The following is a 19065-nucleotide window of genomic DNA, read 5'->3' as shown; positions in this document are numbered from 1 at the left end:
TCACAGCACTGTTCTTTGTCTATTAAAATGTTACTAACAAATCTTAGAAATAGCAATCTATCATAGCGAGAATCGGGGAATTATCTTCCTTATTTTTCATAAGATGCTCATCTTTTGCCGTTGTAAAATATTCATCTTTTATATGATACGCATATCCTTGTTTTATCTCCATTTGTCCTCCATAATCCCCTAATAAAAAACAAAACCCCTTCACTTAAACTAAGTGAAGAGGTAATTTTCAAGCCAATCATTTATCAGTCGCCAATGGTGAGCGAGCATTATTTTCGAACCATTCATTTATCAGCCGCCAGTGGTAGGCGAACATTATTTACTTATTAATAATATGAATTAAATATTATTTTGTCAATACTTTTTATAAATATTACAAATATTACACAATCTCCAGCACATGCTCCGTAACATTCTTATCCTTATCGACACCAAATGCTTTAAACACCGGATTATCATTATCCATAAGTGACATAATCATATATACAGCAGTCGAATCATATGCTAGTCTCTTATCCTCCTCGGAAGGTCTTGAAGGAGTTTCCGGGTGTGAATGAAAGTTTCCAAGCATGGTTAATCCAAGACTTCTTGCATCCTTGACTGCTGCGAACTGTTCTTTAGGATCCATAGTAAAATGTACATTATTATGGTCAAGATTAGTAAGAAAATACACCTTCTCAACAGACTTAACATCCCCATCAACAAATCCCGCAATAAGCCCACAAGATTCATTAGGAAGCCCATCTAAGCAATAACGTACAATTGAATCATAATCCAGCTTTTTAATTCGTATAACCATACCTGTCCTCCAAAACAAAATTATCACTTTCATACTTATCCAGCGTAAGCCCCGCGCACACGCTGGCAGAGAAAACATATATAAGCAGAATAATGAGATAACCATGTGCAGCGCACTTTGGAGTCACCGGCACTTAGCAAGCCAACGCCTTCGGCGTTGGCGAGCTTAGTACCGCTGTGAACGACAAGTAGCGAAAGCGTGCCTGCACATGATTATCCCATTATTCTGCCTTGATATATCTTTCTCCTACATATGCATATCACATTCAGCCTGTTCATAATCAATAAGCTCATGAATTGTAGGATTATCTCCGCATATAGCACAATGATGGTCCTTTGGAAGCTTAATTGTATGGAATTCCATCTTTAAAGCATCATATGTAAGAAGTCTTCCTGTAAGAAGGTCTCCCTTGCCAATGATGTACTTGATAGCTTCCATTGCCTGAAGGCTTCCGATAACACCACCCATTGCTCCGATAACGCCTGCCTGCTTACATGTAGGAACTGCGTCCTTTGGTGGTGGGTTCTTGAATACACATCTGTAGCATGGTCCTTCTCCTGGTACATAAGTCATAAGCTGACCCTTGAATCTTATAATTCCGGCATGAGAGAAAGGCTTTCCAGCCATAACACACGCATCGTTAATAAGGAATTTTGCAGGGAAATTATCTGTTCCATCAATGATGAAATCATAATCCTTGATAAGCTCCATAACATTCTCAGATGTAACGAATTCTCTGTAAGTCTTAACTGTTACATCAGGATTGATTGCTTCCATTGTTTCTTTAGCAGATTTAACCTTAGCCTTACCGATATCTGCTGTTGAATGGATAATCTGTCTCTGAAGATTAGATAAATCAACCTCATCAGCATCAACAATACCGATTGTTCCAACTCCGGCTGCTGCCAGATACATAGCTGCAGGAGCACCAAGTCCGCCTGCACCGATTATAAGCACGCTCGCATTAAGAAGCTTCTTCTGGCCTTTAGCTCCAACTTCCTTTAAAATAATGTGGCGTGAATACCTTTCAAGCTGTTCATTAGTAAACGCCATTAGTATGCTCCTCCTCCCATGAAATATAAGAACTCAACTGCATCGCCTTCATTTAACTTTGTTGTCTCAAAATCATCTCTCTCAACAAAATCATCATTAACAGTAACTGTTACATATTCCGGATTCTCAACATTCTCCTTAACGATAAGCTCTGCTACTGTAATTCCATCTTCATATTCCTTCTTGTTTCCTGCAACTGTAATCTTCATAACATTCCTCCCTTTAATTAAATCTCATTTCTTGCGCCGTTTATTATACTAATCCTTCAAATAATCCAAGCAGTGCATCCTTAGTTGTCTTTCCTGCAATTCTGCCTGTCTCAGCACCTTTGTTGAATGCAACAAATGTAGGTGCTGCCAATACTTCATATTTAGAAGCAAGCGATTCATCAAAGTTTACATTTACCTTGTAAACATTAAGCTTTCCCTCGTAATCATCTTCAATGTCTCCTACAACCCCTGCCATCATCTTGCATGGGATGCATGAATCTGAATAGAAATCCACAAGAACCGGAAGTTCTGACTTAAGAACCAGTTCTTCGAAATTCTCTGCATTAGCTCTGGCTGCCATAAGCCCTCCTTTCCTTAATCCTCGTCTTCTACCTTTCTAACGATAAGAGTATATGTACCATCCTCATTAGCTGTAAGCTTTAATATCTGATGTCCCTCTTCCTTAATACTTCTTGGAACATTCTGAACAGGCTCACCGTCATTCATTCTGACTGCAAGAATCTGTCCGTCATCTAACTCCTCAATTGCTACCTTTGCCTTAACAAATGTTGTTGGGCAGACCACATCTGTAATATCTACTGTATCATCAATCTCAAAATCAGCCATTGTATGCCTCCTTAATCTTCTTATAGAATTCTTCTCTTCCAACTCTGTCGAGTGTGAACTTAAATCTTTCACTTGGCTTTGCGTTGTCTGCAAAGAACTGGATTGCTGCATCACAGACACGGAATAACTGTTCTTCATTTCTGATAAGCGGAAGTGGTGATTCACCCTTGCTTATAGAATTACCAAATGTACCTGCAAATGAAATGATATATGCAGAAGGTGCGTCCCACGCATCTGTTGGACAAGATTTAGCACATCTGCCGCAGTAATTACATTTGTCATAATCAACTGCAACCTTGCCATCCTGCATTGTGATTGCACCTGTACGACAGGCCTTCTCACATACACCACAGCCAATACATTTGTCTTCAATCCACTTAACATCAGCAGCACCCTTGATACCAACATCATTCTCCTCTGCCTTAAGACAGTTGTTCTGACATCCTGTAACACCGAATTTGAACTTATGTGGAAGTTCTCTTCCGAAGTATCTTTCGTCTAACTTAACTGCAATGTCATATGAATCTATGTTACCGCTAGGACATATTGTATTGCCCTGACAGGCTGTGACTGTACGCACTCTCGGACCACACACACCTGGTCTGCAGCCGCCCTCTGCAAGTTCTTCCTTAACAGCATCTATATCTTTAAGTTTAATAAATGGAATCTCAACGCCCTGTCTTGATGTAAGATGGACATGTCCGTCTCCATATTTTTCTGCAACTTCAGCAATCTTGGTAAGATTCTCGGCTGTAAGATATCCTCCTACAACTGCAAGACGAAGTGAGAAGTTATTCTTCTGCTTCTGTCTCATGAATCCGCCCTTCTTAAGTGTTCCATAATCAACTTTCTCTGCCATAATATCCTCATTTCCGTGCCATGCACTATTCATTATCAGTAGACTCTAAGGCTGCACTGAAATCTTCCTTAAGATCATCTATATCCTCTATTCCTACGCTGACTCTTATCAGATCGTCATACACTCCTGAAGCTTCTTTATCCTTGCCGCTTAGATGAAGTGCAATCGTTGAAGCAGGGTGGATAACCAGTGTCTTGGTATCTCCTATGTTAGAAACTATATTAGGAATCTTTAATGCATTAATTATCTTAAATGCTCTTTCCTTGCTTCCAACCCTGAAGGTTATTATCGCACCATAGCCTTTAGTAAACTGCTTATCAGCCACTTCATGATACGGACTGCTCTCAAGTCCCGGATAATTAACTGTAATTCCTTCAAATGTGTCTAAGTATCTGGCAAGTCCATACGCATTAGAACAGTGTCTCTCCATTCTAAGCCCTAATGTCTCAAGTCCCAGGTTATTAAGAAAAGCATTCTGTGGTGAAAGACAACCACCAGTATTTCTGAATAATCCGTTACGAAGTTTAATTATATATGCCATTGGACCGAATTTCAAATATGGTTTAAGTCCCGGATACTTTTCTTTATCAAACTTGAACTTTCCATTAAAAGTAAGTATTCCGCTTATCGCATCACTGCTTCCATTAATGTACTTTGATGATGAATTAACTACCACATCTGCGCCAAGAGTTATAGGCTGTATAAGATATGGCGTTGATACCGTATTATCAACTATAAGCGGAATTCCATGTGCATGTGCAACATCCGCTACTGCCTTAATATCTGTTACATCAAGCTTGGGATTACCGATTGTCTCTGCAAATACAACTCTTGTCTTATCTGTTATAAGTTCTTCAAAACACTCTGGCTTATTATCAGCCACATATTTCACTGTAATGCCAAAGCTTTCTAAGTCTTCAAACAGTTCGACTGTTCCACCATATAATCCACATGAAGCAACAACCTCATCACCCTGTCTTACAATATTAGCTATAGAATTAAATATTGCCGCCATTCCGGAAGAACACGCTACACTTGAAAATCCTTTTTCCAGCTTGGTAATTCTTTTTTCAAATGCTTCTATCGTCGGATTATTGATTCTCGTATATGAGAATCCCATCGCCTTATTATCAAATATTCTCTCCAGTTCTTCTGCACTCTCATGCTTAAATGCGCTTGACTGATATATAGGAACAAGTGTTGCTCCGTTAGGATAATCGTCAACGCCATCATGCAGCAGTGATGTGTTAAAACCACTCATATATTTCTCATCCTTTCATCTGTTATGCGATGAACATTCAATATTTATTGAACTGTCCATATATTAAACCCTTTTACCTAGTATGTCAATAGGTTATTTGAGAAAAAATATAACTGCCTGAACAATCTCAGGCAGTCATGAACTATCATTAACATTTACTATATAATATAACTGTCTATTCCCACATTAGAATTAACCAAATCTGCTATTGTAATATTGCTGAAGTAATCATTAACAAGCTTCTCAAAGTTTTCCCACATCTGTAAAGTCTTACATTCTGCCACCTTCGGACATCTGTTAGGCTTCTTCTCAAGACATGCTACCGGTGCAAGTGAACCCTCTGTTACAAGAAGTATGCTAAGCACTGAATAATCCTCCGGATTGCGTGCAAGCTTGTATCCGCCACCCTTTCCTCTTAATGATATGAGAAAATCATTCTTGCTTAATGTTGCAACAATCGCTTCCAGATACTTCTCAGAAATATCCTGTCTTCTGGCAATATCCATAAGTGGAATATATTCTCCTGTATTATGCTCTGCAAGATCAATCATGACCCTGAGCGCATATCTTCCCTTTGTTGAAATCTTCATATATATAACCTCTTTTCTAATAACACATTAATACTGTATGTTAAACATACTTTACCACAATGTTTGTATATTTTTCAAGTGTTAAATGAATTTATTTAGCTGGAATGCTTGCCGCAACGCATAATTCTCCCCAGCCTCTGGCTGAATCAGGCCATACATTTCCCACCCGTGTTGCACCATTTATAAGGTATGCTTTAAGCTTTTCACCATACATATATTGGTCATTGCCCTTCACAATCCCCCATTCCATCAGCATTGCAGCAGCACCCGTAACCATTGGTGTTGCAAAAGATGTCCCCGTGACCATTCTCTCCTTATTTCCTGGAATTCTTATATTAACTCCCGGTGCTGTTATGTCAGGTTTTGCATACAGCAGAAGGCCGCTTTTTACATTAACTCCCCTTCCTGAAAATGTTGCCGCACTCCCTGGAGCACGCCCATTGGCGCCAACACATATTGCCCGCCTCGAAGTCCCCGGTATTGTAAATGTGTACTCAGGCGACGGTCTTAAAAATCCTGTTGCACTGCTTAATGTCGAAACCGGAGGAAGCCACATATTAAAGAATCCATCCAACACATTTGCTGCGGTAAATCTTATATCCCATATTCCAGAAGTAATATATCCGCTTGTCGCAACTATGGCTGCATATATCTCTTCACCCATATAGAATGGTCCCGGTCCATACGCCTTTGATACGATACGCATATTCTTAATGTTATGATGCACAACCCCCGCATTTCTTTCACTTATAACCAGTCTTTCCCCTGTTGGCGCAATAAGTTCAATTCTTGCATTGTCCATTGCCCTTTTCCATATCTGTATACTTATCTGAGGCTCATAATCACCAATTGCAAGCTCTTCATCCAGTACATTTCCACTGACAAGCTGACCTGAATAATGTGTTCTTCCTTCTCCTTCATTGCCAACACCTATACATATACTGCATCTGTATGTTGAACAGCAGTCATCTATAAACATTTCAAATATAGAACTGCCCTCATGATTGCCATAAGTTCCACCATAACTTATATTAACCGCAACCGGCTGACTATATTCAATAGCTTTTCTTATGCAGTAATCAACGCCTTTCATAATCTGCGTTGTCCTTATATATGCGTTTCCCCCTGAATTTCCCAGCTTTACAATTATAATATCTGCGTCTGAAGCAACACCGCTCCTTCCACATGCAATAACTGCAACTTCATTGCCATGTCCGGTTACATCCCTAGCTGGCAGTGTCTTTACAGCTCCATTCCTGTAATCTTCCAGTATACTGTTAATTTCCTTGTCAGAATATGTAATGCCTGTTGTCTGGTCCCACAACGTCTTAATTCTTGTTTTCCCTGAGTCATCAAGAAATTCATTATTACCTATATCTATTCCCGAATCAATTACCGCTACTAGTACACCTTTTCCAGTCACGCCTCCATACTGGGTTTCTTCTGCTTTTGCAACATTAACACAGGCTTCTGACTTAGCTGCATACAATTCAAAATATAATGCCTTAGGCTTTTCAATAAATATAATCTCCGGTTCTGTAGCTAGTGCTTCTATGTTATCAATCGTTGTCCTTACAATCCAGTATCCACACAGAAGCTGCGTAAACTCTGCATTTGTATAAATGCCTCTAATCCTGTCCAGACTTCCAGCTGTCTTGACAATTATCTCCCATGTTCTGTCAGAGTCATCAAACCCGGCATCCATATCAGGTACCTGCTGCCTTATATCTTCACTTGTATCAGCACTAATCTGCAATAGATTCTCAATTCTCGGATTCACACATAATTCTCCAGTTAAGCTCACATAATATCTATGCTGACAACTGCAATAACATGAAAACAGCTGATGCATACGCACCAGCCGTTAATTAATTCAATATCATGTTTTCTTGATAAATTCTATACGACACTTAGGACACTTAATACTAATTCTGCCCTTTCCCTTAGGAACTCTTATCTTCTGCCCACAGCTTGGACACTTGAAAATTCTATGTGTCTTGCTGTCCTTAATTCTTGCTCTTACCTTGTTAAACTTACTCATGAATTTATAATGAATCTTCATGTACTTCTGGTTTTCAGCACTTCTTCTTGATATATTTCTTGAAAACATTCTGAAATATATGTACACAATACCAAGAAGTGCTACTGTATATATAACATTACTTCTTAAGAAGAAAGTAAGTATAATCAAAACAAGAACTACATATGATAAACATCTCGAAAGCTGGTCCATGCCATATCTTCCATACATAAATCTTGAAAAACTCTGCTTAAATCGGTTCATAAAAAACATTCCCTTTCTATATATTGAAGTAATTCACATCAACATACATATGGTAACACACAACCCAATAAAAGCAATTAAAAATGTATAAAATAAATATGATATATTAATATTCCATGTACTCTTCCCCATCGAGGTTCTTCCAGTAGAACTTATCCTCCAGTATCATATAACTGTGTTCTGAGTTTTCTTTAGGAATTGAAACTGAACCAGGATTCATGTATATGTAATTATCTCTCTTCTCACACTTAGGTACATGTGTATGTCCGCAAAGTAGAATATCGCCTTCCTTTAATGCAGGTATATTCTTCTCATCAAGCTTGTGTCCATGTGCAAGAACGATTGATCTGTCATTGAAATTAAGATATGCCTGCTCTGCAAGTACATTAAAGTCAAGCACCATCTGGTCAACCTCTGTATCACAATTACCTCTTACGCATATAATCTCATTGCGTAAAGGATTAAGCATTGCAATAACTTCCTTAGGTGCGTATTCCTTAGGCAGGTCATTTCTTGGTCCGTGATAGAGAATATCTCCTAAAAGAACGAGTCTGTCTGGCTTCTCTGCTTCATATCTTTCAAGCAGCTTTCTGCAATAATATGCAGAACCGTGTATATCTGATGCAATCATTATCTTCTTCATATTCTGTCCTTTCCTTAGATAAACCAATTCTTAACTATCTTGCAAGCTTATTAAATGTTGGTACTTTATAATGTGAAGCATTACTTAAAAACTGAGATAAAGTATTAGGAACCTTGTATGTATCAAGTATCTTCTTCATAAAAGCAATTGATCTTTTCTTATACTTCATACTTCGCAGTACTGTTACCGCAGCCTCATCATCATAACCCCTTGCAAACTGCTTTGCATATCTTGCAAATTTAGTTTTATCAAGTTCAGGAATTTCAAAGTAATTCTGGAATATCTCCATTGCCTCAATAATTCTTGTATTATTAAAATCAAGTTCTACTGCAGGTCTTTTCACCTCTATATTACCAATATGACATACAGACTGCTTACACACGTTAGAATACAGGCTTATATTATCAGACTTGACATTCGTAAGCGAATATTTGTTATACAGGTGTATTCCGGTAAACATTCCGCTTGAATTATCCTCTCCAAAGAAATAATTCAGTAAAAGCTCTGTAATATCTCCCTGCGCGTCTGATTTCTTAATATACATACCTCTTCCAACACGGATTATCTCACCCGCGTCAGAGAGCCTTTCGACTGCCCGGAAGAATGCTTCCTGATTCATCCGCCCAAATCCATGCTCATACATGTCATTAGCCGACACAATTGTGCCATCTGCCACATTATCAAAGTAATCTAATATCTTATCTCTGTTCTTCATAATCTTTAGCACAAATGAAGCTGTTATACTTCTTCAATATCAATTGTCTCTGTTTCTTCTGTATCATCAGCAGCAGCTTCTTCCTTTTCAGTTTCTTCTGCTTCTTCCTTTTCAGTTTCTTCTGCTTCTTCCTTATCTGTATTTGTTTCAGATGCTTCTGGTTTTTTCTGCTCATTATCAGATACTTTTCCATTAATTACCTTGACTTCAACCTCAACATCTCCGTCTTTCTCATCAAATATAACATCATCATCAAAATCATCATCTGATGCAAGGCAGTCATCTTCTTCAACAAAATCAGAATCTTCCTCATCTTCTTCATCGACATAGAAATTAACAGGAATTACTTCTACATTACTGCATACAGCCTTACCAATAATATATACTGTGTGGATTCCTTCTTCGTCAACATTATCAACAAGGTTCTTAACACCAGCTATCTTTCTTGAAATATCACATGTTGCATTGACACCTTCTGGAAGAATGATAGTTACTGAACTTGCATTACTTGAGAAATTAATATATACATCCTTCTCAAACACTGCAAGACCGAGGTCAAGTACTGTCTTAGAGGCCACTGCTTTAAGCTCGCAGCCAGCAAATACCTCGTCTTCAACTTCTATAACCTTCTTCTCTCCGATAGCATTATACTTACGGATTTCATCATCAAAACTATCATTCTCTTCTTTAGCGAATCTTTCCTTAGTCTGCTTGAACTTATCAAAAGCAACCTTGCCTGCTACAGCAGCAGCACCTACTCCTAAAACAACCTTAGCCAATCCATGTTTCTTTGCCATAGTATTAAATCCTCCTTGTTCACACATTAATATACTATCTGCTCTCTCCCCACAAAATCTGGCTTCAGTATACCATATTACACCTCAAAAAATCAACGCGAATACACACATCCACAATAATTCTGTCTGTATAGATTATACTCATGCGAAAGTTCTATAGAACGCTTATATCCCTCTTTTTTCTTAAAATCAGATAAAAGATATGGCATATCATATTCCTCTGAAAGCTTTAAACCTATTTCATTAAGCTTGACGCTGTTCTTTAGAGGACTTATTGTAAGCGTTGTCGTAAAATAATCAAATCCACCAGCCTTTGCAGTCTTACAGGTCTTTCGCAGTCTCAGCTCATAACAGCGGAAGCACCTTTCCCCACCTTCCCTGCACTGTTCATATCCTTTAGCTATGTCATAGAATTCTTTAGTATCATAATCGCCTTCTATGAAGGAAACCTTATACTTTGCCGGAAATTCACTGATGAATCTCTTCTGTTCTTCAACTCTTTTTCTGTACTCTTCCTCAACAGATATATTCGGATTATAGTAGAATACAGTTATATGGAAATAATCAGAAAGATACTCTATGCAATGGCTGCTACACGGTGCACAGCAGCTGTGAAGAAGCAGAGTCGGTACAATTCCGTCCTTCTGGAAGCCCGCTATCTTCTTATCAAGCTCTTTCTGAAAATTTCTCTGTTCAAAAGGTATTCCCATATTACTTAACCTGTCCTGTTATCTCTTCTAACGCAGCGTAAAGCTTTTCCATCTGCTCATCAGTTCCTATTGAAATTCTTAAGTAATTATCAATAAGTGGCTGGTTAAAATATCTGACAAATATGTTCTTTTCTTTAAGTTTTTCAAATATTTCCTTAGCCGAAACACTCTTGTGTGTTGCAAATATAAAGTTAGCCTTAGAGTCAGGGAATGAGAAGCCTAACTGTGAAAGTCTTTCCTTAGCATTCTCTCTGGTCTTAACTATCTTACCCACGCACTCTTCAAAGTATTCCTTATCATTGACAGACTCAATGCCATAGCTTATTGAAGTTCTGTTCATTGTGTACGAATTGAATGAGAATTTGACATCATTAAGAGCCTTTATAAGCTCAGGATTACCGAAACAGTAACCTATTCTCATACCAGCCATTGCACGTGATTTAGAAAATGTCTGTACAACCAACACATTTTCATACTTATTGACAAGCTCCATTGCTGACTTTCCGCCAAAATCAATATAAGCCTCATCAACAATAACAACTACATCCTGATTATGTTTTATAATATCTTCAACCTTATCAAGTTCCATATAAAGTGCTGTAGGAGCATTAGGGTTAGGGAATACCACTCCGCCATTCTCCTTGTAATAATCTTCTGGAATTATATTAAAATCCTTATCAAGCGGCTGCTTCTCATATGGAATTCTGTAAAGGTCAGCCCATACACTGTAGAAAGAATATGAGATATTAGGAAACAGTATTGGCTTGTCTGAATTAAAGAATGTCAGGAAACACATCGACAATACATCATCAGAACCAACTCCTACGAATACCTGATTATCATTCATTCCATAATAAGCTGCAATTGCATGTACAAGGTCTGTAACCTCAGGATCCGGATAAAGTCTTAAATCACTGATATTCATTCTCTCTGCTGCCTCATGCACCTTAGGTGTTGGAGGATATGGATTCTCGTTGGTATTAAGCTTTACAACATCTTTAACCTTAGGCTGCTCTCCCGGCACATATGGCTCAACTCTTCTGATATTCTTCTCCCATGTCTTCATATATAAGTCCTCTTCTTTCACGAATAATTATAATCCCATCTCTTTAGCAACTTCTGCAAAATGTGGTAATGAATTAACAATTGTATCGTAAGATACACAGTATGCAATTCTAACATATCCAGGGCATCCAAATGATGACGCAGGAACCATAAGGATATTGTGTTTCTTGGCTGCCTCACAGAAAACAGTTTCATCTTCAACAGGTGACTTTACGAAAAGATAGAAAGCACCCTCTGGCTTTACACACTCAAAGCCTAACTTTGTGAGTCCTTCGTATATTGCCTTTCTGTTCTTGTCATATGCCTCAAGATTAACCTGTGCATCAACACATTTTGCAACAACTCTCTGCATAAGTGAAGGCGCATTAACGAATCCTAAAATTCTTGTAGCTACAGAAGCTGCTGACTTAACATCTTCTGAATCTGTAACCTCATCAGGAATAACAAGATATCCGATTCGCTCACCTGGAAGTGAAAGCGACTTACTGTATGAATAACCAACAATAGTATTGTCGTAATATTTAGTAAGATATGGAACATCAACACCGTCATAAGCTAACTCTCTGTATGGTTCATCTGCTATTAAGTAAATCTCTGTTCCGTACTCCTTCTGCTTCTTATCCATAATAGCAGCCATCTTCTTTATAGTATCCTCTGAATATACAACACCTGTCGGGTTATTAGGATTATTAACGATAACAGCTCTTGTCTTAGGTGTTATCTTTGCTTCAAACTCGTCAAGCTTAGGCTGGAAATCCACAGTATTAGGTGAAACAACCACTAATTTTCCGCCAAAATTGCTTACATAATTCCTGTATTCACCAAAGAATGGCGCAAATGTCATAACCTCTTCGCCCGGATTAAGTAATGTCTTGAATATTGTATTAAGCCCGCCTGCTGCTCCAACAGTCATTACAATATTAGTATGGTTAAAATGTGTTCCGAATCTTCTATTAAGTGACTCAGCTATAGTCTGTCTCACATCCTCATATCCTGCATTACTCATATAGCCATGTATAAATGTTGATTCTTCATTATCTACTATATCCTTAACCGCTTCATTAACCTCTGCAGGTGCTGGAACATTCGGATTACCAAGTGAGAAATCATACACATTCTCTGCTCCGTATAACTTGGCAAGTCTGTTGCCTTCCTCGAACATTGCACGGATTACCGAACTGTTTTTTACTAAAGAAACCATTGAATCAGCTATCATTGTTTATATCCTCCAAAAAAAATATGACTACATTATAATCAAAATCATTTGATTTTACAACTTTCAATACATTCAATCATATGCTATTATTTATAATAGTTTCAAATTTATAATCTGGGGGATGAATATCATGTCTAAAGTTCTTTATTCAATATACAGATATACTGTTTTAGGATTGTTTCTCGTTATAAACATATGGCTGTTTCTGCTTAGCATTTTCAGCACCAGTAAAATGACTACTGATGCAAGTGAATATACATATTACACAGGAGATTATGTGTGGGTTCACCTTATAGTACTTGCCTGTATTGCAGTCCTTACCTATATTCTCGTAAAGAAAAAATTATTTATCATTCTTAACAGATACCTGACTGATAACGATAAAGCCTTCAGAAAGGTGCGTAACATTTGTCTGATAATCATTGGAATCACAGGGGCAGTCTGGGTTATTCTTACACAGTCGCATGCGGGTGCTGACCAGTATTATGTGCTTGATGCCGCTGCTGGCCTTAGAAGCCATGACTATACAATGTTTATGCGTGATGGATATATAGCCAAATACACTAACCAGATTGGGCTTTTATTCATTGAATACATTATTGGTTTCGTTGTTGGTGACTATAACTACATATTCTGGCAGCTTTTAAATGTCATAATGATAGTATTCACTTACAAAATGCTGGCAGATTTATTCTCAATATGGAAATTGCCACGACTTGCATCTGTCTTATTCCTTGTCCTTGGTATACTGTTTTTCCCATGGACACTTTACAGCGTATTTATATACGGCAATATAGCCGGCTTATTTTTTGCTGTCATGGCATTTAAATATACAATGCTTTTTGTTGGCGCATCCAATACAGACAATTCCATACATATCTCATATATTGCGGTCACTGGAGCTGCTATGATGATGAGCGTCATGGTTAAAAGTAATTATCTTATATTTATGATTGCTCTTATTTTATATACAATTGCCGAAACATTAAGACATAAGAACATACAGATTATTCTTGTTACATGTGCCATAGCTGCAGGATTTGCCATACAGGCAGTTTTTCCTAAATTAATCATAGAGAAAATATCTGGATATAATCTGGATAATGGAGCTTCATCATGGACATGGATAGATATGGGACTCCACTCGACAACCGCAACTGTATATGCCGACGGATGGTATAATTCCAGAATTGCATCTCTTTATGAAAGAAATGATTATGATTCAAAAAAGGAAGCCCAGGCAGCCAAAGCAGATATTAAAGGTTACATAAACAACTATAAAAGCGATCCTAATGCATTTACATCTTTCCTTTCAAAGAAGATTGCATCCCAGTGGAATAACCCTGGTTTTCAGTGTTTCTGGATAACTAATGTCAGAAACAGCAGTATCACGCAAAGTGGTTTTATTACAGATATTTTATCATTAAAAGGTGGCATACCTTTTATGAATTATCTTAATATACTGCAAAGTATAATTTTATTTGGAAGTATGCTATATGCTGTTTATGCTCTCTTCTTTAATTCAGCTCCAGTTTCAACCGTACTTCCACTGACATTTATAGGTGGTTTCATATTCCATATATTCTGGGAAGGAAAATGCCAGTACACACTTCCTTATTTTGTATTGCTGCTTCCTTTGAGCATTATTGGATTTTTCTATATGGCGAAAGTCTTTATAGATTTTTCAAAGAAAAACATATATCATTGTGCAGCTGGCTTAATAGTCCTTATATTAGTCACAATCATATTTAACCACTTTATAATAATTAACCATGACAATAAAAGTTATAAAGAATATAAGGATTATACTATAAAAGTTGAATCTGGTGAAATAACTGAAACTGATAACTGATTATACATCTGGGGGTTATATGAGTGAAAATAAAAAAAATTGTTTATATATTGTAATTCCATGCTACAACGAAGAACAGGTTCTGCCTGTTACCTCAGGCATGTTTCTTGATGAACTTAACCATCTTATCAAAGCCGGCAAAATCAGTTCTGGCAGCAGGATAATGTTTGTCAATGATGGAAGTTCTGACAGTACATGGGATATAATTACGGATTTATCAAAGAAAGATGAACATTTCATAGGAATAAGCCAGAGTCGTAACCGCGGACACCAGAGCAGTGTGCTTGCCGGTCTTATGGAGGCTTCCCAGTATGCTGATATTACTATATCTATAGATTGCGACGGACAGGATGATATTCATGCAATGGAAGATATGGTTGACGCTTACCACGATGGCTGTGATATCGTCTATGGTGTAAGAAATGACCGTTCAACAGATACATTTTTTAAAAGAAACACAGCCAAAGGCTTCTATAAAATCATGGCAAAGCTTGGCGCAGAAACTGTATATAACCATGCCGATTACAGGCTTTTATCAAAGCGTGTGATTAATGAACTGGCACAATTCAAAGAAACTAATCTGTACCTTCGTGGTCTTATCCCGCTTGTCGGTTTTAAGAGTACAAGCGTATATTATTCAAGAAGCGAACGACTTGCCGGAAAGTCACACTACCCTTTCAGCAAAATGCTTAACCTTGCATTAAACGGCATAACAAGCCTTAGTGTAAAACCACTCCGTCTTGTTATGTCACTTGGTATTATAGTTTCAATCATCAGCTTTATCGGTGTTATATGGGCTGTCGTTGACAACCTGCTCGGCAACACAGTAACCGGCTGGGCAAGTACAGTATGTATCGTATGCTTCATGGGCGGAATACAACTTATGTGCCTCGGGGTTATCGGGGAATACATCGGGAAGATATATATAGAGGTCAAGAATAGACCTAGGTTTATTATCAGTGAGAGGACTTATGAGTGCAATGAAGATAAAAATCAGTAATAAAAACGCGGCATATAATCCAAGACTGATGTAGATTCATTATACATGCCTGATGAGTGATACCATAGACTTATTTCCCATAAAACATTCATATATGTGTTTCTTATAGGCAGATTATAGGTTCGTCTATTAAAATAAACGTGAATTAATTATGTAACTACCTATAAGTGAGTATATAACATATTTCTTATAGGACATAGCCACTACGCTATCAGGACGGGTACAATCAGATTAAATACCAGCACCATCAGTATGTCTGATAGATAAATGTTTCTATAGGCTGCCAATGTTATTATTATTCTTATGGCTATTATTATCGCAGTCATTACTGCACATGGTTTTATTTTCTTTTTTGTTATGAATATCCATAGCTGCATCCTGTCTATCGGCATGTTTTTCAGCAGTTCTCTTGTTGTTATTCTTTTTCTGTTAGTGCTGTATGCTTCCTGATAAGATTTGTATTTCATGACCATATATGTCACGCCAAGAAGGTAAAACATGTACCCAATCAGAACAACCTTCATGTCATTGTTCAAATCACTGAAATCTATCATTTTATTAGGTGCACATGCTAATATTCCTGATATTATGAAGAAAAATATGGCCAGAAACTTCTCTCCTACATTATCCGGAAACCATGTATTTTCTTCTTTAAAGAACTTTTCTAATTTTTTCTGCTGTTTGATATCTGTTTTGATAGTCATTTTCTCCTCTTTCCTGCGCTGTTCTCACACTGTGCATTCAATACTTTCGCTGAACTCTCCCAGTCTGCCGCCCTCCATAACTGCCACATAATCCGTATTCTTCATAATCTCTGTCATGTCATGTGTTGTCATAATCACACAGCATTCCTGTGCTATAAGTTCTCTTAACATGTCAAATAATTCTATCTTAAACACTGCATCCATGCCTGCTGTTGCTTCATCAAGAAGATACAGCCTGCTGTGATGTGCTATTGCAAACGCAAGCTGGAACTTCATACGCTCACCTCTTGACATACGCCACAATGTCGTTGCAGTGCTGACATTCATCTTTTTCATACATTCATTAAACAGTTCCACATCAAAATCATCATACACAAGTCCCAGTATATCAGCATTCTGCTTTCCGGTACGGTTCTCGAAGAATACATTATCCTCTGACACAAAGCCAATGATTTCCATTGCTTTTGAATGATTCCTTTCAAGCTCATAGCCAGACATCTTTATGCTTCCTGTGTACTGTTTTCTCTGTGCTAAAATGTAATTAAACAATGTAGTTTTGCCGGCACCATTCTTACCTGTAATTGCATATATGTATCCATTCTCAAATTTCGCACTTATGTCTTTTAATTTAAATCCAAGTCCTTTTCCTGTAACATTTTCTAATGTCAGTGCAATATTCTCCATTTCTATTTCTCCTCATACAAAGTGCGAATCATATCCACTAAATCATCACAGGAAAGCCCTGCATTTTTTGCTTCATATATGATTTCCTGAGTTCTCTTTTCTATCATCATAAGCTGCTTTTCTTTCAGATAATCTGTGTTGTATTCACACACATAAAATCCTTTTCCAGCAACTGAGCGGATAAGCCCTTCTTTTTCAAGTTCTTCATAAGCCCTCTTGGTTGTTATCACACTTACCTGCAGGTCTGCTGCCAACGCCCTTATTGAAGGAAGTGCCTCGCCGGATTTCAGTTCCCCAGTTACTATCGCATTCTTAAGCTGCATTATTATCTGCTCGTATATTGCAAGCGTTCCCTGTGGCAGGATATTTATATTAATGCTCATAAAACCACCTCTTCATAAACTGCCGCTGACTTAAGCTTTCTTTTTACCTGCCTTGCATAACCTATGCATACTGGAAACTCTATAAGCACCATTATTGAATATAAAAAACGTTCTTCAATAATCGGCGTAAATGAACTCATTAATATATCAAACTGCCAGCAGTCAGTAATTGTACATATAATTATAAGTACCATAACATATGATAACAATCCATCTTTTTTGCCATATGGAAGCAGCGTGCTGATTATAAATGCATTTATAGTAATATATATAAATACAGACGCACTGAATCTTACTGCCATCATCATAAATATATTGCCAATCGTCAGTATCAGCATGTGTACTGCCACTCTGAAAATATAAGAGTTTCTCACCAGCTTTTCACGCTCATTGGTTGTAAGCGGGCATACATAATACATTGTTCTTAATTCGGCAGGGTGTGTGAATATTGAAAGACAGCAGATAGCAAGAGATATAAAATACCCTGAAGCAATTACTAATTGAGCCCATCCGGCTGTTTTAATAATCTGTGCCACAAATATAAGCTGTACCGCTAAAAAATTAAATATTGCTGAATTTCCGTGTTCATATGATGCCTTGAAATTCTCCCAATGCCATCCATATATATAATCCCTCATTAAGTATTTCATATTACACTTTCACCTCTTTTACTGTAATGATACATGAATTCTTCCAGTGTCGGAACTGTTACCGTAAGTGCACCATCATACTTTGAATATCCATGATTGACTACAAGTGCTTTAGTTCCGTATTTCCTGTCCTCTACATGTATGATGTCTTCCTGCTTAAGAAGTTTCACTTTATAGCTTTCTCCTGATATTATCCTGTACTTATCCCTGAAGCTTTCTATATCTCCTGAATATACAAGTTCTCCCTTATCAAGATATATAAGATAATCTGCAATCCTGTCTAATTCATCCAGTATATGTGATGCAATAATCACACTTTTCTTACCGCTTTCCATAAACTGCATAATCACATTCAGGAAATCCTGTTTAAAATCAGGATCAAAATTAGCTGTCGGTTCATCAAGTATCAGATACTTTGGGTCTGTTGATAATGCAAATGCAAACTGTGCCTTTATCTTCTGTCCCTTCGATAATTTTCCAAACTTTATCTTTCTATCAAGTCCAAACCGTTCAAGATACTCCATGTAGATGCTTTCGTCATATCTGCTGTAAAACCTGCCATAACATCTTCCATTCTCTAAAAGTGAAAGTTCTGAATTCATAAGTTCATTGACTGGTACTATTCCTGTAATATCACGGATTCTCTTCTCGCTTTCCGCTTCCTGATAATTCAATCCATCAATTACAACCGTTCCATCGTCCGGTCTGCAAAGCCCCAGTATCATCTTAATAAGAGTAGTCTTTCCTGACGCATTCTGCCCCACAAGTGCACATATGTATCCATCAGGAATCTCTATTGAGATGTCCTTCAGTCTGAAACTTCCTAATCTCTTATTAACTCCACTCAAAGAAATCATTCTTCTGCCTCCCCAAAACACAGTCTTACACATAACAGCTATACACCTGATATACTATTTTTGTACATACACTGTATATATACATATATACAGTACAT

24 protein-coding genes are annotated in these 19065 nt (G+C 37.5%); 2 read left to right on the top strand and 22 right to left on the bottom strand.

What is annotated here, in order from left to right; genetic code table 11:
* Positions 1 to 43 precede the first annotated feature (43 nt).
* The 17 genes from EUBELI_RS14795 to EUBELI_RS03025 form a co-directional block, all read right to left on the bottom strand.
* Positions 44 to 172, bottom strand: a complete 129-nt coding sequence (locus tag EUBELI_RS14795; protein ID WP_265416933.1) for a hypothetical protein — start codon at positions 170 to 172, stop codon at positions 44 to 46.
* Between the two features lie 219 nt (positions 173 to 391).
* Complete coding sequence (locus tag EUBELI_RS03100; RefSeq protein WP_041687993.1) at positions 392 to 808, bottom strand: M67 family metallopeptidase; 417 nt, start codon at positions 806 to 808, stop codon at positions 392 to 394.
* A gap of 246 nt (positions 809 to 1054) precedes the next feature.
* On the bottom strand, positions 1055 to 1861 hold the full coding sequence (thiF, locus tag EUBELI_RS03095) for a thiazole biosynthesis adenylyltransferase ThiF (protein WP_012738892.1): 807 nt from the start codon (positions 1859 to 1861) through the stop codon (positions 1055 to 1057).
* Positions 1861 to 2070: a sulfur carrier protein ThiS gene (gene thiS, locus EUBELI_RS03090; protein ID WP_012738891.1), complete on the bottom strand. Its 210-nt coding sequence runs from the start codon at positions 2068 to 2070 to the stop codon at positions 1861 to 1863. Before thiS ends, thiF begins: the two co-directional genes overlap by 1 nt.
* 43 nt (positions 2071 to 2113) lie before the next feature.
* Positions 2114 to 2431: a thioredoxin family protein gene (locus EUBELI_RS03085; protein ID WP_012738890.1), complete on the bottom strand. Its 318-nt coding sequence runs from the start codon at positions 2429 to 2431 to the stop codon at positions 2114 to 2116.
* 14 nt (positions 2432 to 2445) lie between these two features.
* Complete coding sequence (locus tag EUBELI_RS03080; RefSeq protein WP_012738889.1) at positions 2446 to 2697, bottom strand: sulfurtransferase TusA family protein; 252 nt, start codon at positions 2695 to 2697, stop codon at positions 2446 to 2448.
* Entirely contained in the window at positions 2690 to 3556 is an 867-nt protein-coding gene (locus EUBELI_RS03075) for a 4Fe-4S binding protein (RefSeq protein WP_022098036.1), read from the bottom strand. Before EUBELI_RS03075 ends, EUBELI_RS03080 begins: the two co-directional genes overlap by 8 nt.
* Before the next feature lie 25 nt (positions 3557 to 3581).
* Positions 3582 to 4817, bottom strand: coding sequence for an O-acetylhomoserine aminocarboxypropyltransferase/cysteine synthase family protein (locus EUBELI_RS03070; RefSeq protein ID WP_012738887.1), 1236 nt, complete (start codon positions 4815 to 4817; stop codon positions 3582 to 3584).
* Positions 4818 to 4975: 158 nt separating this feature from the next.
* Positions 4976 to 5407, bottom strand: a complete 432-nt coding sequence (locus EUBELI_RS03065) for an RrF2 family transcriptional regulator (RefSeq protein ID WP_012738886.1) — start codon at positions 5405 to 5407, stop codon at positions 4976 to 4978.
* A 91-nt stretch (positions 5408 to 5498) separates the two neighbouring features.
* Complete coding sequence (locus EUBELI_RS03060; protein ID WP_012738885.1) at positions 5499 to 7187, bottom strand: S8 family peptidase; 1689 nt, start codon at positions 7185 to 7187, stop codon at positions 5499 to 5501.
* Positions 7188 to 7286: 99 nt separating this feature from the next.
* Positions 7287 to 7691, bottom strand: coding sequence for a hypothetical protein (locus tag EUBELI_RS03055; protein WP_022098040.1), 405 nt, complete (start codon positions 7689 to 7691; stop codon positions 7287 to 7289).
* A gap of 106 nt (positions 7692 to 7797) precedes the next feature.
* Positions 7798 to 8334 carry a phosphodiesterase gene (yfcE, locus tag EUBELI_RS03050; protein WP_012738882.1) on the bottom strand — a complete coding sequence of 179 codons (537 nt, stop codon included), beginning with the start codon at positions 8332 to 8334 and terminating at the stop codon, positions 7798 to 7800.
* Positions 8335 to 8368: 34 nt separating this feature from the next.
* The gene (locus EUBELI_RS03045; protein ID WP_012738881.1) at positions 8369 to 9049 is read right to left on the bottom strand and encodes a type IV toxin-antitoxin system AbiEi family antitoxin domain-containing protein; all 681 of its coding nucleotides are present in this window, start codon (positions 9047 to 9049) and stop codon (positions 8369 to 8371) included.
* A 23-nt stretch (positions 9050 to 9072) separates the two neighbouring features.
* The gene (locus EUBELI_RS03040; RefSeq protein WP_148231336.1) at positions 9073 to 9846 is read right to left on the bottom strand and encodes a hypothetical protein; all 774 of its coding nucleotides are present in this window, start codon (positions 9844 to 9846) and stop codon (positions 9073 to 9075) included.
* Between the two features lie 92 nt (positions 9847 to 9938).
* On the bottom strand, positions 9939 to 10556 hold the full coding sequence (locus EUBELI_RS03035; RefSeq protein WP_012738879.1) for an epoxyqueuosine reductase QueH: 618 nt from the start codon (positions 10554 to 10556) through the stop codon (positions 9939 to 9941).
* 1 nt (position 10557) lies between these two features.
* Positions 10558 to 11622 carry a histidinol-phosphate transaminase gene (gene hisC / locus EUBELI_RS03030; protein WP_041687991.1) on the bottom strand — a complete coding sequence of 355 codons (1065 nt, stop codon included), beginning with the start codon at positions 11620 to 11622 and terminating at the stop codon, positions 10558 to 10560.
* A 27-nt stretch (positions 11623 to 11649) separates the two neighbouring features.
* On the bottom strand, positions 11650 to 12837 hold the full coding sequence (locus EUBELI_RS03025) for a pyridoxal phosphate-dependent aminotransferase (RefSeq protein WP_012738877.1): 1188 nt from the start codon (positions 12835 to 12837) through the stop codon (positions 11650 to 11652).
* Positions 12838 to 12967: 130 nt separating this feature from the next.
* On the opposite strand from EUBELI_RS03025, the gene EUBELI_RS03020 reads away from it, so the two are divergent.
* A complete protein-coding gene (locus EUBELI_RS03020) occupies positions 12968 to 14689 on the top strand; it encodes a glycosyltransferase family protein (RefSeq protein ID WP_012738876.1) in 1722 nt (573 codons plus the stop codon).
* A 19-nt stretch (positions 14690 to 14708) separates the two neighbouring features.
* Positions 14709 to 15689 (top strand): glycosyltransferase family 2 protein, encoded by a 981-nt coding sequence (locus EUBELI_RS03015; protein WP_012738875.1) that lies wholly within the window; start codon positions 14709 to 14711, stop codon positions 15687 to 15689.
* Positions 15690 to 15892: 203 nt separating this feature from the next.
* Here the strand turns inward: EUBELI_RS03015 and EUBELI_RS03010 are convergent, their stop codons facing one another.
* The 5 genes from EUBELI_RS03010 to EUBELI_RS02990 are packed head-to-tail and all read right to left on the bottom strand — an operon-like array spanning position 15893 to position 18967.
* Positions 15893 to 16393: a hypothetical protein gene (locus EUBELI_RS03010; protein WP_012738874.1), complete on the bottom strand. Its 501-nt coding sequence runs from the start codon at positions 16391 to 16393 to the stop codon at positions 15893 to 15895.
* A gap of 24 nt (positions 16394 to 16417) precedes the next feature.
* Positions 16418 to 17077, bottom strand: coding sequence for an ATP-binding cassette domain-containing protein (locus EUBELI_RS03005; protein WP_012738873.1), 660 nt, complete (start codon positions 17075 to 17077; stop codon positions 16418 to 16420).
* A 2-nt stretch (positions 17078 to 17079) separates the two neighbouring features.
* The gene (locus tag EUBELI_RS03000; protein WP_012738872.1) at positions 17080 to 17460 is read right to left on the bottom strand and encodes a GntR family transcriptional regulator; all 381 of its coding nucleotides are present in this window, start codon (positions 17458 to 17460) and stop codon (positions 17080 to 17082) included.
* On the bottom strand, positions 17457 to 18110 hold the full coding sequence (locus EUBELI_RS02995; protein WP_012738871.1) for a hypothetical protein: 654 nt from the start codon (positions 18108 to 18110) through the stop codon (positions 17457 to 17459). Before EUBELI_RS02995 ends, EUBELI_RS03000 begins: the two co-directional genes overlap by 4 nt.
* Positions 18107 to 18967: an ABC transporter ATP-binding protein gene (locus EUBELI_RS02990; protein ID WP_041687989.1), complete on the bottom strand. Its 861-nt coding sequence runs from the start codon at positions 18965 to 18967 to the stop codon at positions 18107 to 18109. The genes EUBELI_RS02995 and EUBELI_RS02990 overlap by 4 nt, the downstream gene beginning before the upstream one ends.
* Between the last annotated feature and the right edge of the window lie 98 nt (positions 18968 to 19065).

The organism is [Eubacterium] eligens ATCC 27750 (assembly GCF_000146185.1).
Taxonomy (GTDB): Bacteria; Bacillota; Clostridia; order Lachnospirales; family Lachnospiraceae; genus Lachnospira; species Lachnospira eligens.
The sequence above is the reverse complement of the archived record's forward strand: the minus strand, read 5'-3'. Positions and strand labels throughout refer to the sequence as shown.

What these genes read in the sequence shown, in the direction of transcription:
- EUBELI_RS14795 (WP_265416933.1), bottom strand. Translation starts at nt 172, where the DNA reads ATGGAGATAAAACAAGGATATGCGTATCATATAAAAGATGAATATTTT.
- EUBELI_RS03100 (WP_041687993.1), bottom strand. Translation starts at nt 808, where the DNA reads ATGGTTATACGAATTAAAAAGCTGGATTATGATTCAATTGTACGTTAT.
- thiF (WP_012738892.1), bottom strand. Translation starts at nt 1,861, where the DNA reads ATGGCGTTTACTAATGAACAGCTTGAAAGGTATTCACGCCACATTATT.
- thiS (WP_012738891.1), bottom strand. Translation starts at nt 2,070, where the DNA reads ATGAAGATTACAGTTGCAGGAAACAAGAAGGAATATGAAGATGGAATT.
- EUBELI_RS03085 (WP_012738890.1), bottom strand. Translation starts at nt 2,431, where the DNA reads ATGGCAGCCAGAGCTAATGCAGAGAATTTCGAAGAACTGGTTCTTAAG.
- EUBELI_RS03080 (WP_012738889.1), bottom strand. Translation starts at nt 2,697, where the DNA reads ATGGCTGATTTTGAGATTGATGATACAGTAGATATTACAGATGTGGTC.
- EUBELI_RS03075 (WP_022098036.1), bottom strand. Translation starts at nt 3,556, where the DNA reads ATGGCAGAGAAAGTTGATTATGGAACACTTAAGAAGGGCGGATTCATG.
- EUBELI_RS03070 (WP_012738887.1), bottom strand. Translation starts at nt 4,817, where the DNA reads ATGAGTGGTTTTAACACATCACTGCTGCATGATGGCGTTGACGATTAT.
- EUBELI_RS03065 (WP_012738886.1), bottom strand. Translation starts at nt 5,407, where the DNA reads ATGAAGATTTCAACAAAGGGAAGATATGCGCTCAGGGTCATGATTGAT.
- EUBELI_RS03055 (WP_022098040.1), bottom strand. Translation starts at nt 7,691, where the DNA reads ATGAACCGATTTAAGCAGAGTTTTTCAAGATTTATGTATGGAAGATAT.
- yfcE (WP_012738882.1), bottom strand. Translation starts at nt 8,334, where the DNA reads ATGAAGAAGATAATGATTGCATCAGATATACACGGTTCTGCATATTAT.
- EUBELI_RS03045 (WP_012738881.1), bottom strand. Translation starts at nt 9,049, where the DNA reads ATGAAGAACAGAGATAAGATATTAGATTACTTTGATAATGTGGCAGAT.
- EUBELI_RS03040 (WP_148231336.1), bottom strand. Translation starts at nt 9,846, where the DNA reads ATGGCAAAGAAACATGGATTGGCTAAGGTTGTTTTAGGAGTAGGTGCT.
- EUBELI_RS03035 (WP_012738879.1), bottom strand. Translation starts at nt 10,556, where the DNA reads ATGGGAATACCTTTTGAACAGAGAAATTTTCAGAAAGAGCTTGATAAG.
- hisC (WP_041687991.1), bottom strand. Translation starts at nt 11,622, where the DNA reads ATGAAGACATGGGAGAAGAATATCAGAAGAGTTGAGCCATATGTGCCG.
- EUBELI_RS03025 (WP_012738877.1), bottom strand. Translation starts at nt 12,837, where the DNA reads ATGATAGCTGATTCAATGGTTTCTTTAGTAAAAAACAGTTCGGTAATC.
- EUBELI_RS03020 (WP_012738876.1), top strand. Translation starts at nt 12,968, where the DNA reads ATGTCTAAAGTTCTTTATTCAATATACAGATATACTGTTTTAGGATTG.
- EUBELI_RS03015 (WP_012738875.1), top strand. Translation starts at nt 14,709, where the DNA reads ATGAGTGAAAATAAAAAAAATTGTTTATATATTGTAATTCCATGCTAC.
- EUBELI_RS03010 (WP_012738874.1), bottom strand. Translation starts at nt 16,393, where the DNA reads ATGACTATCAAAACAGATATCAAACAGCAGAAAAAATTAGAAAAGTTC.
- EUBELI_RS03005 (WP_012738873.1), bottom strand. Translation starts at nt 17,077, where the DNA reads ATGGAGAATATTGCACTGACATTAGAAAATGTTACAGGAAAAGGACTT.
- EUBELI_RS03000 (WP_012738872.1), bottom strand. Translation starts at nt 17,460, where the DNA reads ATGAGCATTAATATAAATATCCTGCCACAGGGAACGCTTGCAATATAC.
- EUBELI_RS02995 (WP_012738871.1), bottom strand. Translation starts at nt 18,110, where the DNA reads ATGAAATACTTAATGAGGGATTATATATATGGATGGCATTGGGAGAAT.
- EUBELI_RS02990 (WP_041687989.1), bottom strand. Translation starts at nt 18,967, where the DNA reads ATGATTTCTTTGAGTGGAGTTAATAAGAGATTAGGAAGTTTCAGACTG.